General features: G+C 38.4%; 22 protein-coding genes. 1 reads left to right on the top strand and 21 read right to left on the bottom strand.

The annotated features are described in order from the left end of the window. Nucleotides 1–172 precede the first annotated feature (172 nt). The 8 genes from E2K98_RS15620 to spoIIIAA are packed head-to-tail and all read right to left on the bottom strand — an operon-like array spanning nt 173 to nt 5,352. The gene (locus E2K98_RS15620; RefSeq protein WP_026572561.1) at nt 173–748 is read right to left on the bottom strand and encodes a SpoIIIAH-like family protein; all 576 of its coding nucleotides are present in this window, start codon (nt 746–748) and stop codon (nt 173–175) included. Between the two features lie 15 nt (nt 749–763). After that, nucleotides 764–1,414 carry a stage III sporulation protein AG gene (gene spoIIIAG, locus E2K98_RS15615; RefSeq protein ID WP_133335691.1) on the bottom strand — a complete coding sequence of 217 codons (651 nt, stop codon included), beginning with the start codon at nt 1,412–1,414 and terminating at the stop codon, nt 764–766. Continuing rightward, the gene (spoIIIAF, locus tag E2K98_RS15610) at nt 1,407–2,036 is read right to left on the bottom strand and encodes a stage III sporulation protein AF (RefSeq protein WP_133335689.1); all 630 of its coding nucleotides are present in this window, start codon (nt 2,034–2,036) and stop codon (nt 1,407–1,409) included. Before spoIIIAF ends, spoIIIAG begins: the two co-directional genes overlap by 8 nt. Before the next feature lie 13 nt (nt 2,037–2,049). Beyond that, complete coding sequence (spoIIIAE, locus tag E2K98_RS15605; protein ID WP_133335687.1) at nt 2,050–3,261, bottom strand: stage III sporulation protein AE; 1,212 nt, start codon at nt 3,259–3,261, stop codon at nt 2,050–2,052. Between the two features lie 30 nt (nt 3,262–3,291). Then, nucleotides 3,292–3,681, bottom strand: coding sequence for a stage III sporulation protein AD (gene spoIIIAD, locus E2K98_RS15600; RefSeq protein ID WP_133335686.1), 390 nt, complete (start codon nt 3,679–3,681; stop codon nt 3,292–3,294). A gap of 16 nt (nt 3,682–3,697) precedes the next feature. Next, the gene (gene spoIIIAC / locus E2K98_RS15595; RefSeq protein ID WP_007084610.1) at nt 3,698–3,901 is read right to left on the bottom strand and encodes a stage III sporulation protein AC; all 204 of its coding nucleotides are present in this window, start codon (nt 3,899–3,901) and stop codon (nt 3,698–3,700) included. Nucleotides 3,902–3,912: 11 nt separating this feature from the next. Further along, a complete protein-coding gene (gene spoIIIAB / locus E2K98_RS15590) occupies nt 3,913–4,428 on the bottom strand; it encodes a stage III sporulation protein SpoIIIAB (RefSeq protein WP_133335684.1) in 516 nt (171 codons plus the stop codon). After that, entirely contained in the window at nt 4,429–5,352 is a 924-nt protein-coding gene (gene spoIIIAA / locus E2K98_RS15585) for a stage III sporulation protein AA (RefSeq protein ID WP_133335682.1), read from the bottom strand. A gap of 208 nt (nt 5,353–5,560) precedes the next feature. On the opposite strand from spoIIIAA, the gene E2K98_RS15580 reads away from it, so the two are divergent. Next, complete coding sequence (locus tag E2K98_RS15580; RefSeq protein WP_133335680.1) at nt 5,561–6,211, top strand: SIMPL domain-containing protein; 651 nt, start codon at nt 5,561–5,563, stop codon at nt 6,209–6,211. 47 nt (nt 6,212–6,258) lie between these two features. On the opposite strand, the gene E2K98_RS15575 is transcribed toward E2K98_RS15580, so the two are convergent. The 13 genes from E2K98_RS15575 to E2K98_RS31705 all read right to left on the bottom strand — a co-directional run bounded on the left by E2K98_RS15575 (nt 6,259) and on the right by E2K98_RS31705 (nt 16,120). After that, nucleotides 6,259–6,765 (bottom strand): TlpA family protein disulfide reductase, encoded by a 507-nt coding sequence (locus E2K98_RS15575; RefSeq protein WP_133335678.1) that lies wholly within the window; start codon nt 6,763–6,765, stop codon nt 6,259–6,261. A gap of 23 nt (nt 6,766–6,788) precedes the next feature. Beyond that, complete coding sequence (locus tag E2K98_RS15570) at nt 6,789–6,920, bottom strand: CcmD family protein (protein WP_133335676.1); 132 nt, start codon at nt 6,918–6,920, stop codon at nt 6,789–6,791. 12 nt (nt 6,921–6,932) lie between these two features. Next, nucleotides 6,933–7,694, bottom strand: a complete 762-nt coding sequence (locus tag E2K98_RS15565; RefSeq protein ID WP_133335674.1) for a cytochrome c biogenesis protein — start codon at nt 7,692–7,694, stop codon at nt 6,933–6,935. 3 nt (nt 7,695–7,697) lie between these two features. Beyond that, entirely contained in the window at nt 7,698–8,378 is a 681-nt protein-coding gene (locus tag E2K98_RS15560) for a heme exporter protein CcmB (RefSeq protein WP_133335672.1), read from the bottom strand. Further along, complete coding sequence (gene ccmA, locus E2K98_RS15555) at nt 8,375–9,079, bottom strand: heme ABC exporter ATP-binding protein CcmA (RefSeq protein ID WP_133335670.1); 705 nt, start codon at nt 9,077–9,079, stop codon at nt 8,375–8,377. The genes E2K98_RS15560 and ccmA overlap by 4 nt, the downstream gene beginning before the upstream one ends. A 23-nt stretch (nt 9,080–9,102) precedes the next feature. Beyond that, the gene (locus E2K98_RS15550) at nt 9,103–10,095 is read right to left on the bottom strand and encodes a hypothetical protein (RefSeq protein ID WP_133335668.1); all 993 of its coding nucleotides are present in this window, start codon (nt 10,093–10,095) and stop codon (nt 9,103–9,105) included. Beyond that, entirely contained in the window at nt 10,092–10,463 is a 372-nt protein-coding gene (locus tag E2K98_RS15545) for a hypothetical protein (RefSeq protein WP_133335666.1), read from the bottom strand. The genes E2K98_RS15550 and E2K98_RS15545 overlap by 4 nt, the downstream gene beginning before the upstream one ends. 12 nt (nt 10,464–10,475) lie before the next feature. After that, the gene (locus E2K98_RS15540; RefSeq protein ID WP_133335664.1) at nt 10,476–10,979 is read right to left on the bottom strand and encodes a cytochrome c-type biogenesis protein CcmH; all 504 of its coding nucleotides are present in this window, start codon (nt 10,977–10,979) and stop codon (nt 10,476–10,478) included. 1 nt (nt 10,980) lies between these two features. Continuing rightward, entirely contained in the window at nt 10,981–12,963 is a 1,983-nt protein-coding gene (locus E2K98_RS15535) for a heme lyase CcmF/NrfE family subunit (protein WP_133335662.1), read from the bottom strand. Between the two features lie 25 nt (nt 12,964–12,988). Beyond that, entirely contained in the window at nt 12,989–13,441 is a 453-nt protein-coding gene (locus E2K98_RS15530) for a cytochrome c maturation protein CcmE (RefSeq protein ID WP_133335660.1), read from the bottom strand. 13 nt (nt 13,442–13,454) lie between these two features. After that, complete coding sequence (locus E2K98_RS15525; RefSeq protein WP_133335658.1) at nt 13,455–14,510, bottom strand: hypothetical protein; 1,056 nt, start codon at nt 14,508–14,510, stop codon at nt 13,455–13,457. A gap of 503 nt (nt 14,511–15,013) precedes the next feature. After that, a complete protein-coding gene (locus E2K98_RS15520) occupies nt 15,014–15,667 on the bottom strand; it encodes a c-type cytochrome (protein ID WP_133335656.1) in 654 nt (217 codons plus the stop codon). 9 nt (nt 15,668–15,676) lie between these two features. Then, nucleotides 15,677–16,120: a PCYCGC motif-containing (lipo)protein gene (locus E2K98_RS31705; protein ID WP_372512725.1), complete on the bottom strand. Its 444-nt coding sequence runs from the start codon at nt 16,118–16,120 to the stop codon at nt 15,677–15,679. Nucleotides 16,121–16,182: the final 62 nt, after the last annotated feature.

The following is a 16,182-nucleotide window of genomic DNA, read 5'->3' as shown; positions in this document are numbered from 1 at the left end:
TAACCTTCAAATTCATTTTAATCTTTATTTACCTAAAAGTAAAAAAAAGGGTGGGAAAGTGGGTGACAGGCACCGCCCGTGGACTTTCCAGCAAAAGTGTCCGCACCAGGCGGACACTCTACAAACCAAAAAGAAGGAAAGCTTTGTACTTTCCCCCTCTTTGGAGTGTTTCTTATTTTGTTGGCTGGAATTCGACGGCAACGTAATTGGTATCGCCAATTTCCTTTTTAACCTGTTGGATGATATCGTTTGCTGCAGTTGCTGATGGTTGTTTCTTTGATTTTACTGTTACGCGGACTTGGTTTCCTTCGGCTCTGACAAGAGCATCCTCATATCCCATCGTTTTAATTAATGTTTCAAGAATTTCTTCTTTTTGAGCTGTTTTATTTAGTTCTTTCATTTGATCCATCGCTTCGCTTCTTTTATCGGCGGGAAGATCTGTACTCGCCATTTGAGCTGTTAAATCTTCTTGTAATTGACTGCGTTCATCTTGCAATTTTAAACGAAGTGCTTCAAATTCATCATCACCGGCAATCTGGGAGATAATAGTCTTATCATCTTTAGCATTTGTTTTTGCTGTTGATTTTGAATTCATTTCTTTTTGATTCATTTGATCTTTTGCTTTTTGTTGTACAGCTGCAAGCTCATTACTATTTTTTTGCTCCGGTGAAGTAATATAATACACCGATAATACAACCACCAAACTTAACATCGTTAATAACCAAACCGTTTGTTTTTTCAAAAGCATGAATAAATCCCCCTCTTATTTTTTTGGCATGACAGCAACTCGGTGGCTTGGGACCCCAAGCGCTCTTGTTACTGCTTCAATAATCCATTTTTTCACTTGAATATTTTCTGCACCTCGGGCAACAACAAGGACACCACGAATTTCAGGCTTTTTTGTTTCTGTCACAATTGGAGTTTCTTTTTCGCCGTCTCGGATGATAACAAGCTGTTCATCTGTAGAAGATTCCTGAACCTTTCGTTGTCCACCTTCACGATCGGTTTCTTCTGTTGTTTGCGATTTTGTTACCCTATTCTTTTCAAGCACTCGCTGATCCGTGGAATCAATATTTACAACGACAGTGACATCTTTGACCCCTAGCATATTTTCTAATGCCTTCTTCAACTGATCTTCATATGCTTGTTCATATTCATGGATGGTTTTATTTCCAGTTGATTTCCCCAATCCAAAGGCGGGTACATCACTCGCTGGCTGGTTATCACTTTTCATAGCTGGAACATCCGGTGCAGCTGAGTCCGTTTTAAATAGGACATTCCCTACAAGCATGAAGGCAGCCCCGATACAGAGAACAAGAAGCATATATTGATATTTTCCGGCTTTTTTATTTGGGCTTCCGTCTTTTTTAAGTAAATTCTTTAACCATGATAATGGTCCTTGGTTTTTATCCATTTTTGTTCATATTCCCCCCTTCAATCGAAACTTCTAGTGATTTCTCAGCAACATCCCATTTCTGAGAAAGAAATGCAGCAACCTTTGCTGTGTCTTCTGCTGAAACATTGGCTGAAAGAGGTGTTTCTGTGTTGATGTCCACTTGTTTGATCGCTTCGACTGTCTGTACCGATGTTTCTGGATGCTTCAGAAGAACCGTTATCTTTTGGATGTTTTCAGGGAAGGCTTGGTCACTTTCTTCATTCGTTGCGATGTCTAAGTCTGCAATCTCTAATCCGTAGTTTTCCATCAACTCCTCCTTAACGTCCTTTTTTAATTGGACACGCATTTGTTCTAAAATATATGCATGTTGGGAGTCTTGTATTTCTTTTTTCTTTGAATCTATTAAATTTTTTATATTTTTTTCTCCAGGCGTTTGATTTGATGGGATGGACACAAGCGTTGTTTCAAAGTCCTTGGAGATTAATTTAAAAATGGGGGTAAGGATAATGGCGATTAACAATAATCCTGTTACCATCTTTACGTACTTTTGCATACTGGAATTGGGAAGAAGCATATCGATTACAGTTGCCAGGAGGACAAATAGAATAATATTTGTTACCCACTCTTTTATAAACTCCATATCGCTCCCCTCCCTATCGCATCATCATGGTCAGATTTCCTGCCGCAACAATTACCGTTATACTTAAAAAAAACATCAATGAAACAATACCCAATGCAGCAAAAACATAGATTACACTTTTACTGATAATATCAAGACAGCTGATTATCGGACCTCCGCCCAATGGCTGTAAAATAGCAGCTGCAAATTTATAAATAAACGCAATCATTAGTATTTTTAGAGCCGGGAATGCGACGATAATTAACAAGATTGCCACACCGGCTATTCCGACCGTATTTTTTAGCAAAGTTGAGGCGCTGATGATTGTGTCAGAAGCATCAGTAAAAATTCTGCCAATCACAGGGATAAAGTTCCCCGTTATAAACTTTGCTGTTCGAATTGCGACACCGTCAGTAACTGCAGCCGATGCCCCTTGTACGGATATAACTCCAAGAAAAACCGTTAAAAAAAGACCCATTAATCCAATACTCCAGTTTCGAAGCAGCTGCGCAAGCTGAGTGACCTTATATTGATCTGACATGGTGCTAACAATACTTAGCAATGTCGCCAAAAAAAGAAGCGGAAGAATCACATATTGCATAAACAAACCACTTGTATTCATTAAAAAAAGGATCACCGGATGAAAAAATGCTGCTGAGACAACCCCGCCTGTAGCGGCAATTAGAGCTAATAGAAGCGGAATAAGGGCCAGTACAAATGAAATCATCGTCCCAATGGCTTCGTTTGTATAGTTGATCACAACATGAAAACTATTTAAAGCAAGAATCACCATGACCATATAAACAATCGCATAAGCTACTTTACTGATGGCACTTTTCTCAAAAGCATTCTGCATGGACTGCAGAAACATACTGAAAACAGTAAGCATGATGATTGATCCAAGGAGCTTTCCGTTGGCTACAAATTCATGAAATGCAAACTTTAAAACCCCTTGTCCCCATTGCTTGAAAGAAAACTTTTTCTCTCCTTTGATAAAATCATATAGGCTGCCTTTTTGGCTTTCTGGCAGAAATCCGTCATATTTAGTTTGGATATCTTCCCAAAATTGCTTCAACTCTGTTAAATCCATTGATTTTAACTGGGAATCTACCAATTCTTGAGGTGCAAGAGGCGTTGATGTTTCTTTTGTATCCTGCGATAGATCCTGTGAGGCTTGGACATTTGGAACATTTAAAAAAAATACGAAAAGAATAATAATAGGAATAATCTGCCACCATTGCTTCATTTAAAATTTCACCTCAATTTAATGGCATCTTTAGCTGGGAATCAGTTTTATAATCGTTTCAATCATGACAGTTAGAATCGGTATGGCCATAGCAAGGATCAAAATTTTCCCTGCTAATTCAATTTTTGAAGCGAGTGCTCCTTGGCCTGCATCCTTTGTAATTTGCGAAGCAAATTCAGCAATATAAGCAATACCGATGATTTTCAAAATGGTTTCCACATAAACCAGATTTACATTTGCATTTACAGCCAGCTTCTCAAGCATATGGATAATTTCGTAAATCTTGTCCACTAAAAATAAAAAAATGGTACAGCCCACAAATACAATTAAGAGAAAGGCAAAATTGGGTTTCTGCTCTTTAATGATTAAGGCAAGAAAGGTTGCCACTAGAGCTAACCCGACTATTTTTACGATTTCAATGGCAGAGCCCCCCTTTCTATTGGAACAAGAAGACAGATTTTATTTTTTGGAAAAGATCATCTACGATGGATGCCACTTGAAATAAAATATAGATAAAACCAAATAACGTCACCCACTGGGCGTATTCCTTTTTACCAACCTGGTCTAGAACTGTATGCAAAAAGGCAACAACAATTCCCACCCCAGCTATTTTAAAAATAATATCCACTTCTAACCCCATTGCAGCTCCCCCTAGAATAATAAAATGATTAATAATAATCCTGTCAGGAATCCCAGGCTTTTTACCATTTTTTCGTATTTTGACTGTCTATCAAGCGCATCTGCTTCTTCTCTCTCTAAATGTGAAAGAGTCAGCATAATATGTTTTTGCTGGGAATAGCGGTCGTGTCGGCCAAGCGTTTCCCCAAATTGCTTCATAATCTCAAATTCACCTTGCTTTAAGGCTGTTGATTTCCATACCTCTTTCAAACTTGATTCCCAAGCCTCTTTTACTGTTGTTTCCGAATCTGTGAGCTTCTTTGCAAAGGCTTCGAAAAAACCGGATAAAGGTTTTGAGAGCTGATCAGAGAGCCTTCTCGCCGCTTCATGCAATGGTGTGTGCCCATACATAATTTCAGCTTCTAGTGATTGCAGACTAGAACGCAGCATTCGAAGCTGCCTTGGACGTTCACTGAAATTTCGTGATGCTTCAAAACCTGTCCAAGTGGTTGCAATAATAATGAAAATGGCACCGATAATTTTAATCATTTATGTCACTCTCACTTTTTGAATCAGTTCTTTTCCTTCTCCATCCAATAGATGTGTAACCGTTCCAGGTCCTTTATCTCTGCTAAGGACAATGAATCGGCGAAAGATGTTTTGCTCAAGTATTCCTTTAAGTGAGGGCCTATTTTTTATCTCTTCAAGACTAGTTCCATGGGTGGTCATCATTAGTTTTATTCCTGCATGAACTGCCTCCTGGATTGCCTCCGCATCTTCCTTACGGCCAATTTCATCCACAATTAAAACATCCGGACTCATCGAACGAATCATCATCATCATTCCCTCTGCTTTTGGACAGGCATCTAAAACATCCACACGATTCCCAAAGGTCAACTGCGGAACACCGTTTACACACCCAGCTATTTCACTTCGTTCGTCCACAATACCTACCTTGTTTGCCTGGATACCTTTTGAATAAACCCCGGTGGAAATGATTCGGGCAAAATCACGCAGCAAGGTTGTTTTCCCTGTTTGCGGGGCCCCAATCACCATCGTATTCATCCAGGTATCCTTATAAATATAGGAAATGAATGGTTCAGCAATCCCCACCTTCTCCCTGGCAATTCGAATATTAAAAGAAGAAATATCCCTAATTGCCTTGACCCTTCCATCCTCGAGAATGACCTTTCCGGCAAGACCAATCCGATGCCCGCCGGAAACGGTGATATATCCCCGTTTTAGCTCTTCCTCAAGGGTGTAGATGGAAAAGTGGCTTATTTTATTCATTAAATGGAAGGCATCCTCGGGCTGAATCCGGTACGATAGGAACTGGGGAGCTCCTTTTGTCGTAATTTCAATCGGCCGATTTATGCGAATTCGGATTTCTTCAAGCTCTTCTTTTTGATTAGGAGGGAGTTTACTGATAAGGTCTGCAATATTTTTTGGTAAAAAATGAAGAATCGTTTCCACAATGTATCCTCCTTGTTGTTGCTTGTCTCATTATTTAAAATGTATGCCTTTTAAGGCGCAATATGACTTTCAAATCAGGCAATTCTTTCAAAATTTCCTTTCCTTCTATTTTTTTCAGCCTAAATGATAGACGGTAAGAACCCCTAAGGAATACTTCCAGCTTTGCAACAGTATTTTATAAAAAGAACAAAGGAGGGGGGGGGCAACAATGTATCGTTACCAACAACCGGAACGTATAGGTAAAAACCATGTCATAAAAGTTACCGGTGAAGGGGAGCTTGCGGTGCTGCCTGATATGGCCAACGTAAATTTAGGTGTCATGACCGAGAATAAGGTATTGATGGAGGCACAGCAGCAAAATTCAGAGGCGGTTAAAAAGTTGATTCAATCACTATTATCCTTAGGGGTTCCTCGGAAAAATCTACAAACCTTTGATTATCGAATTGATTCCGAATATGATTTTGATCAAGGGAAACAAACTTTTCGCGCATATAAAGTGACCTATATACTTAAAGTGAAAATAGAGGATTTAACATCAATTGGCAAGGTAATCGATACCGCCGTTCAAAACGGGGCTAACTATGTAGCAAATGTCCATTTTTCATTAAAAAATCAAGATGGGAATTATCAAAAAGCACTTTCCCTCGCATTAAATAAGGCGATTGAAAAAGCTAAAACCATTGCAAACACGTTAAGGGTAACATTGAATCCCACTCCCTATTTGGTCATTGAAGGCGGAACGCTTCCACCGCCTATTTTGAATCCACAAATGACCTATGTGAAAGGGATTAGCTCCACTCAATTTGAACCCGGCGAACTTATAGTCAAAGCAACAATTTCAGCTGAATTCGAATATTAAAAAAGGATGGAATCGGGATATAGACGATTCCATCCTTTTTTCATTTACTAGTCATACTTTTTAACAAAATTATAAAGCTGCATTTCAGTTACCGGTCCATTATAGTGTTCACGGATCACACCTTTTTTGTCAATCACAAAGGTTTCAGGCTGTCCTGTGACATTATATAATTTTGATATTTTAGCATTATAATCAAAAACATAGGTTGCGGGTGTATTATATTTTTTCAAAAACCTTTTAACCCGGTCAATTGTTTCGCCTCTGTTTACCATAATCAATTTAAATTGATCACCGTAATCTTTTGCAAAAGCTTCTAGTTCCGGCGCTTCCTCCTTACATGGTGCACACCATGTTGCAAAGTAATTCAAAACAACCACTTGACCGCGAAAATCAGAAAGTCTTGTATTACTGCCTGCCAAATTTGGCAATTTAAAATTATAGGCTTGATCCCCTACATCTGTATGCTTTGCCTTACTCACTAAACTATAGGCGAAAAACGAAAACATTCCAATTAAAAGGGTCAACACGACTGATTTGATGACACGCTGGTTCATTGCATATCCTCCAAATTCACTTCTTATTTGTCCAGCTGTTTCAAGAACTCGATTTCTTTTTTTAGTTTGCTTTGTTTCTTGTCAATCAAAAACAAATATGAGAATATGATCACCCAGGCAACCGAATAAGCAGCATACATAAATTCATAATTCATTTTACATTCCTCCTAATTTTCTATGCTTTCTCTTAATTTTTCTTTATATTGATCTACTTTAATTTTCATATTTTCGAGTGTTACGCCTTTGTTAAGTAAATAGGAATAAAGAAGTGTAAACGTCGCAATCGTAACCAACAAAGTTACAAGCATCGTTGGGGCAATCCCCTCTCCTTTTTGAGAAGGACCTTCTCCAAAAACAATTGGATGAAGTTTTGTCTGCCACCAGCGAATCGCAAAAAATACAATCGGAACATCAACAAACCCAATGATTCCGAATACAGCAGACAGCCTTGCCTTTTTATCCCAGACACCATCCATATGACGAATCATGATGTAGGCAATATATATAAAGAATAGGATTAACGTCGTAATTAAACGGGGCTCCCATACCCACCAAGTATTCCATGATGATTTTGCCCATATAGGGCCAGTTGTTAATACAATTAGCGTAAACACAACCCCAATTTCCGCGGAAACATAGGCATATGTATCTAAGATTCTTTTCCGCTTGATCAAAAACAATATACTAAACAAAAAGGTGATAAAAAAGGCAAAAAAGGCCACCCATGCGGAACTTACATGGAAATAAAAAATCTTTTGTGCCGCACCCATTGTTTTCTCTTCCTCCGCATATAAGAAGATAAAATAAAGGGATAAAAGCATTGCAATAACCGTACTGCTAAATAATATTTTAGGTAACCTCGAGTTCTTTGCTTCGTCCAATTGAGGTAAAGGAAGCGTGACCTTTTCCCGTTCGAGATTCATACTCATTTCTTAAACCTCCAATACATAATCGATTAATAAAAACGAAACCACGAAGAAAATAATATCGTAAGCTGTGACCATTTGCGTCCATGAAAGTGCACTTGATAATTTGCTCATATCCGTTAAAATAATCCTAGTTGCTTGGGTAACCCCAATTAGGATTGGACTTGTAATTGGAAATAATAATAAAGGCAACAACATTTCGCTGCTTCTGGAATTCGCAGCCAAGGCAGCTAAAAAAGTACCAATGGAAATAAACCCAAAGCTGCCGACAAAGATAACGAGAATAAAATAACCGACACTTCCAAGCATTTTGAAATCAAATAATAAGAATAAAAACGGGATGGAAACCAGTTCAACAATTAGAATCATCGTAAAATTTGCCATGAATTTTCCTAAAAAAATACTAGCAGCTTCCATCGGCGCCACCAATAAACCCTGAATCGTATCATTTCGTTGCTCGGAAATAAACGAGCGGTTAAGGCCTAAGATACCGGCAAAAACGATAATCACCCAAATAATCCCGGGAATAACAGCCTTGGTTGTATTATTTGCCGGATCAAAGGCGAAGCTGAAAACCACGATGACAAGTCCGGCAAAAATAATCTGAGTTACTAATATTTGCTTTGTTTTTAATTCTGAGAGTAAATCTTTTTTTGCTAGCATGAGCGCTGTTTGAAAAAGGTTCATGAGGCTCCCTCCACCTGCAGCTCATATTTTTGAGCAACGATGCTAAGGGCCTGATCGCTGATGTGAAAATCATCGACAAGTTTCCCATTTTTCACAATGATAATTCGGTCACAAATTTCAGCAGCTTGTTTAAAATCATGTGTAACCATCAAGGTTGTTGCCCCTTTTTCTTTCATGGAAAGGATTGCTTTGTTTAATATCGTTATCGCCCCTTGATCTAATCCAGTATGCGGCTCATCGAGAAGCAGGATTTCCGGATCATGAATAATCGCTCGGGCAATTGCAATTCTTTGGATCATCCCACGGGAAAAATTCTTTACCGGTTCATTTAAAAAGAAAGACAATCCTACATCTTTTACCAGTTCAACCGCTTTTTTTTCGACCTCTTGCACACCATAAACATTGCCATAGAATACGAGATTTTCCAAAGGCGAGTAATGATCATAAAGCAAGCTTGAATGGGGCAGGTATCCTAATATTTTTTTAATCTCGGTTTGGTTCTTTTTTAAATCCAAACCATTTACTTTGACCATTCCCGATGTTGGTTTTATTAGGGCAGCAAGCACTTTTAACAGGGTACTTTTTCCCGCACCGTTTGGTCCAAGAATGGCTACTGTTTCTCCTTTTTTAATAGAGAGGTCTACTCCACGTAAAATTAATTTGTTGTCCGCTTGCTTAGTAAGTTTTTGTATTTCTATCATTGCAGTCCCCCCAAACTAGAAGCTTACTCTATATATTTCCGTAAACTCAATTTCACATGGACCAAATGCTGTTTATATGCATTGAGTTTTGCCTGATAATCATCCTCAGACAGGCTTCCATCCCCGAAGGTTTCTTCGAGCTCAAGAATTTTATCCAAAATTGCCTTTTGTTTTGCCATTAACAGCTTAAACGCTTTTTCATCCTTATCTCCATCAAACCTATCCTCTTCCAGTCTCGCTTTTCTTTTAAAGTAGGCAAAATAGGAGACTCCTGCGATAATCATGGCAAGCAATACGATTAAAAAGATGTGCGGGTTGAAGCGCTTTAGTGCCGATTGCTCCCACATTCGAATATGCCCGGGATTATGAAACGCAGGTGCCGTTCGTGTAACGGATGTTGTTTTAGCGCTATTTTTCTCTGCAGCTGCCGCAGTTCCTTCTGTGGAAGGCTGTTTATCCTTGTTATAAAAAATCGTAAAGGACTGGTCCACTTTAATGCCTTCGACGCTATAGCCCCAATAGTTTTGATTTTCAAATTTAAAGAGTCCCTGTTCTGTTGCTTCCACACCCTTAAATTCAACACTTCCCATGCCTTCAGGGACTAGGACCTGCATCGTTTGCACAGGATAAGCAAATGAAAGGTTAATTTCCTTACCCTTTGGCATCCGATAACTGTAGGGAAGAACCTGTGTTTGATTAGCCAGGATTGGATCCTTTGTAATAAACCCTGTATCCATCTGTTTTATTGCTATTTTACTATCTAAAAAGTTTAAATCTGCAGCTCCTGCCGGTAAGGTCACCTTTAATACTCCTTCACTTTTTCCATCCCCGTTAAATTCCTGGGCAGTTTCATTAGAGTAATTGACCATATTCATCATATTCGTGGAGCCATCTTCTGCAGGGCTTACTACAAGATAATGCATATCAATTGAAATCTTTGAATTGGAAGCTGCCATTCCATTTAAGGGTAGAAGCATCAGCAACCCAAGGAAGAAAATGGTGATCTTCTTTGTCACTTCCCTTCCCCCTTTTTCTTTTTATAGCTTTTCATAGTTGCTTCAATTTCTCGTTCTATTTCAGCCATTAGCGCTTGATTCATCTTCTGTTCATCGACATGCTCGTCTTCTTTCATCAACACGGCAATCTGAATCTCGTACTGTTTCTTTAAATGTTGATAATCGGTTTGCGATATTTTATCCATCTTATACTCAAACTCTAATTCATTGAGTGTTGTCAGCAGTGCTTCTTTCATCCCAGCCAGTTCCGGTTTTGCATTGCCCGGCAAATAAGAATCCCATTTAAAAAGTGGTGATATGGTTAAAAATAAACAGACCAGTAATAATGCAACTGTAAAAATGATTGATATGATTGAGATATCGTGCATTTTGTTCACATCCTAGAGATACTTTTTACGTTCCTCATCAATCATGGAGGAAAGGATTTCTCCTTCAACTTCATCCTTATTTGTTTCAGCTTCAAGGACAGGTTCATCCCCTTCCTTTTTCCTCACCCATTTTTTAATGACGAAAAATAATGAAGCGGCAGCAAATCCTAACACGACGAAAGGAAGAATCCAGGCAGTCAAGCTAAAACCGCTTTTTTCGGGAGCAGTTAAAATTTCTTCACCGTAGATATTGATGTAATAATCGCGGATTTTATCCTTGTCCCAGCCCTTATTCATCATGCCAACTAGATCCTTCTTAAACTCTTTCGTGAGACTGCAAGTATTTGGATCGCACTCAAAATGATCTTGTCCACAGCCGCATGTGCAGGAAAATTGTGAAGCTACCGCTTTAAATTCAGCTGATTTATAATCGATGGTTCTGGCATCTACACGAAAGAAAGATGCTTGAAAGATAAAAGCAATGAGGATAAGCCCAATAGAATATTTGTATCTCATACTAAGCCACCTCTTTCTTTACTCCTGTGTATCTCGGAGTAATATTTTGATACTTTCCATTCCATACAGCAAACAATGCCCCGATCACAATCATGAAAGACCCAATCCATAACCAATCCATCATTGGATTTACTTTAACGACAAATGTGGCCTTGCCATCATCTTCCCAGGCGCTTAGGACAATATATAAGTCTTCTTTTAAAGAAGAAATAATTGCTACCTCGGAAGAGGGTTCTTCCCAGTTACCGTAAAAGACCTTTTGTGGTTCAAAGGTGCCAAGCTTTTTCCCCTCCTTAAAGACCGTAACATCTGCGTAGACAATATCATTAATTCCTTCTTTTTTCTGATCTAGCCGTTCATAATTGATACGATAATCTTTAATGTCAATAGAGCCGCCTAAAGGAACGGTTTTCATCGTCTGCAAATCGTAGTTTTGCGAACCAATAATCCCCATTGTGATAAAAGCAATCCCAAGGTGAACAAGATAACCTCCATAGCGACGGCGATTTTTAATCATTAAACGGTAAAGTGCAACGAATGGACTTTCCTTCGTCATTTTTCTCCTTGCCCTTACGCCTCGATAAAACTCTAAATAGTGGGTAATAAATAATAGAATAATAACTCCATAGCCGATAACCGCCCATGCTTTCTGGATACCGAGCACAATCATTAACACCATACCAGCCACTGCAAGGATCGCGGGAATCATAAAGTTTTTCTTTAAATTTTTCACAGTGGAACGTTGCCAGGCAAGCATAGGACAAACAGCCATCACAAACATCATCGATAAAAGAATTGGCGCTTCTACTTTATTAAAGAAAGGAAGCCCAACCGTTACCTTCGTACCACGAACAGCCTCTGAAACAAGCGGAAAGATGGTTCCCCAGAACACGGCGAAAGCTGCTCCAACTAATAATAGATTGTTAACTAAGAAACTGCTTTCTTTTGAAACAAATGATGTAAATTCACCTGCACTTCTTTTAAGAAGGCTATAGCGGCTCATCAGCACATATAATGCCCCAATAACGGCTACCCCCATAAAGATTAGGAAGTATAATCCGAGATTTGAGTTTGCAAAAGCATGGACAGAGGTAAGAACTCCACTTCGGACCAGGAATGTTCCAAATAGTGTCAATGCATAGGAAACAATAATTAAACTGATATTCCAAACCTTTAGCATATTTTTTCGCTCTTGAATCATAACAGAGTGTAAAAAAGCGGTAGCCGTTAACCATGGCATAAACGAAGCGTTCTCTACCGGATCCCATGCCCAGTATCCGCCCCAGCCTAGTTCAACATACGCCCATTGCCCCCCGAAGATATTGCCTAAGCTTAAAAACAACCAAGCAATAATCGTCCACCGTCTTGTCATTTTAATCCAAAAATCATCGACATTTTTCAGGATTAACGCAGCCATAGCAAATGCAAAGGGAACAGCTAATCCAACATAGCCAAGGTAAAGGGTCACAGGATGAATAATCATACCTGGATTTTGAAGCATCGGATTTAGGCCCTTACCTTCTGCAGGTATTTCTGTCAGTACTGCGAACGGTTTTGCTACAAAGCCAAGTACGAAAAAGAAGAAAACCGCATTGGCTAATAGAATGGCAGAAATATATGGAACCATTGGGTTCCCTTTCATTTTTTTAGAAAAAACAATCATGATCGAATACAATGTTAAGAAAAAAGTCCATAATAGCAGGGAACCGGAATTTCCTGCCCATAAAGCCGTGAGTTTATAAATAATCGGAAGCTCACTGCTTGTATAGTCTGTTACATATTCATATTGAAATTGAGAGGTTGCTAATAGATACAGCAATGAAATCATAGCAAACGCTGCGCAGGTAAATAGGGCAACCATTGCACCCTTACCACTATTGATAAACCGCTGATTCTTTGTACTAATACCTAGTGTCATAATGAGAAGAGCGTATATGGCAAGTGCTAATCCAATATAAATTGTTGCATTCGCGAATAAATACATTTTGTCACCTTCTTATGTCTCTCTCTTAGTTTTCTTTTGGTGGCTTATTTAACATTTTTGCGTGTTTTTTAGGATCATAGTTTTTCATATCTTTTCCCTCATATTTAGATGGGCATCGCGTTTTTACCGATTCAGCTTTAAAATGGTCCTTTGTTGTCGGTGACCCTTGGAGAATGACAATGACTCCTTGAGTGAAATTATCCGGTTTTGGTCCGTTATGGATGACATGAAGCGTATTACCTTCGTTATCTTTTAAATCAAACTTCAATTCAATTTTGTCAGGATTCCATTGAATGGTTTTTTCCTGTAATAAGCCTTCGACGGTGACAAAATCATCATTATGTTGGTCCTGTGTTGCAAGTAATTGTTTCATCGTTAATTCAATCCCGCTTGACCCCGGCGTTGCGGCCATTAAGAGAAAAATAATCGCCCCTGCAATTACAAAGCCTCCAAGCAATACGAGTGTGTTTTTCTTCATTCCCATCACCCCTTCAAATTAATTTTTTCATTTGTTCGTCGTATGTCTCTTGATCAATTTTTCCAATCAATAGCTTTTTGCGAAGCTCCTTTTTTTGTTCTGCATGTGCAGACATACTATCTTTTTTTACGGTTTGTTTTGATTGTTGCTGTTTATTTTTAGTTGCTCCCTTTGCTTCTATTTGCGATCTCCCTTTGAATCCCATATATACAAAAGCACCTGCAATGATAATTGCTAATCCGATTATAGAAGCACCGCCAACCCCGATAATCGGTTTTGGGGTTGTACTCTCAGTGCTTGTACTGTTATTGAGCACTTGATCGGTTGAAGTACCACTGCTAACCCCTTTATGGTTTTCATCTTTTGGAGCTTGCTGTTTATTCATGGCAGCCATTGTTGATTCAGATCCAGATTTCTTATAAGAGAACGAATATTTCATTAAATCTCCAGATTTAACGTTTTTGTATTGGTAGTAGAAAAGGTCTTCTCCATACTCACTTTTTTCAGTATTTTGTGGTTTAGGATTCATTTGAATTTCTTTTGCTTTCATTGGTGCATAAAAAATTACGTCGAGCTGCTTAATTTCTGCAGTATTTTTTAATTCGTATGTAAAACTTTTTTTATCTGCAACTTTTATTGAATTTGTGTAATATTCGATGACAAATCGATAGGTTTGGTTATTTTTAATTGGATTTTTCGGTTTCCAGGTAACGATGCCTTTTTCTTGATCAACATCATATGGCCGCTGAATCTCTGGCTTATTTACATCAGGAAATTCTGCCACTAAATAGGCCTGAAAGTTTTTTTCCTTTGCAGGCACAGGAATTTCAACTTTACCGTTAAAATCTTGTCCGCTTTTATTAGTAATCGTTCCGTATTGACCTACTAGTAAGGATGGAGTGTCTTTTGGCCAATCCTCCGGGTAATCAAACTCCGGCATTACCTGAATTTGCATTTCTTTAAACGGAAATTTTTCTGCCTTATATTCCATTTCTGCACTTGCTTTTTGTAAACAAAAGCTGGATAAAAATGAGGCAAGAATGAATAGGACAAATTTCTTTTTTAGCATTTAGATCCCCCTTAATTGGAAAACTCATCACCAGAAAGTACTATTTTCCACCATAGCCCTCTTCGGAATAAATATAATCCGTATTAGCACTCGATGGTTGATTCACTCTTGAACATTTTGTTAAACGAGGAAAATCGCCCTGTTTTTGACAAAAAAACAACACAAAATTTTCACATGTAATGAAATGAGAATACAAAAAAACTGAATCCAATTGATTCAGGTCAGAATGTCGAAAATCTTCCGATAGCCTTTATTTTATTCTTTTAACAATTCACCGTTAATTTATTTTAAAATTATTAATATATATGCTTTTTAACAGGTCCGTTGATTTCCGCTCCAGGCGCTTCGCTTTCCGCGGGCGTGCCGGGGAGGAAATCAACAGACCAATTAGCAGTATAAATATTTAATGAAAAAGAGGTAGTTTAGATTCAGGCATAATAAAAAATTGCCGAGAAATATACCCTTTCTCGACAATCTGATCTGAATCCAGTTGATTCAGATTTCTACTTTTTCTTTTCTAATGACCGAATATAGGAAACAATATCCATAATATCTTCCTTTTTTAATTGCCGTACCCCGTCTAGCCCTTTTAAGGATGGACCCATGCGGGTGCCTTCACGGCCATAAGCCGTACTAATCCAAATTTGCTTATTGGAAGTGAATTTTAAATATTGTGGATTTGAAAGAGCTGTCCCCATTTTTAATTTTCCCGTGCCTGCCTCTCCATGACAATTAAGACAATACAGATTATATTGTTTCTCTCCCCTCTCGATATTTCCAGAGATAGTTTTTGGCGCAGCAAATTTAATTTGGTCGGTTTGCCAACTTCGGATAAAGGTAACGAGTTGGTTTAGATCTTTTTCGGACAAAATTGTTCTGTAGGCAGGCATATCTGTCCCATTCCTACCAGATTTCACATACTCATATAGATCTCGATTTGTCACCGTACCTAAGAATTGCTGATTATTAATGGCTGTCCCGACCTTTGTGCCTTCACCCTTACCAGTTTGTCCGTGACAGGCAAGACAATGCTGACGATATATTTTTTCACCTGCTGCAATCGCTTTGGTGTCCTTATGAACAGGAATAACGCCCTTTCCAAGGAAAGCAGCAGCAATTAAAATCAAAGCAAAAACTCCAACGAATAATTTCTTCAAAGGCTATCCCTACTTTGGTTCAGGTGTGGATGTTGGATCCCCATATTCTTTATATTTTTCATTAATTAATCGATAAATTTCCTTTGGATTTTTACCATCCAGATGCATTTGTACCGCCTCCCGGGCGATATTGATACAAATGTCTCACGATATACTCATCGAATCCCATTGTTCTACTTTCATATTTGAATCGAATTTATCAATATAACAACTTAAATTACTATCATGCCCGTCCGTACCACAGCCGCAAAAACACGGAACCTGTGCCAATACCTTTGGATAGTTCGAGGCCATTACATAGGTTTCTTTTATTTTTGCGGAAGAGTTTAGAACATAATCCGGTAAAGGAGCATTTTTTTTATCAAATTGTGTGTTCGCTTGGTTTGAACTGCATCCGGCAGCAATAAATGCAATTATTATACCCATCAAAAATAAATAGCCAATTCGCTTCATTTTCAATTCCCTCCTTCCTAAACCTAATTTCATGTTCATTTTAGCAAAACATTTTTTGCAAA

The sequence above is a fragment of the Bacillus salipaludis genome (genome assembly GCF_004358205.1).
The sequence above is the reverse complement of the archived record's forward strand: the minus strand, read 5'-3'. Positions and strand labels throughout refer to the sequence as shown.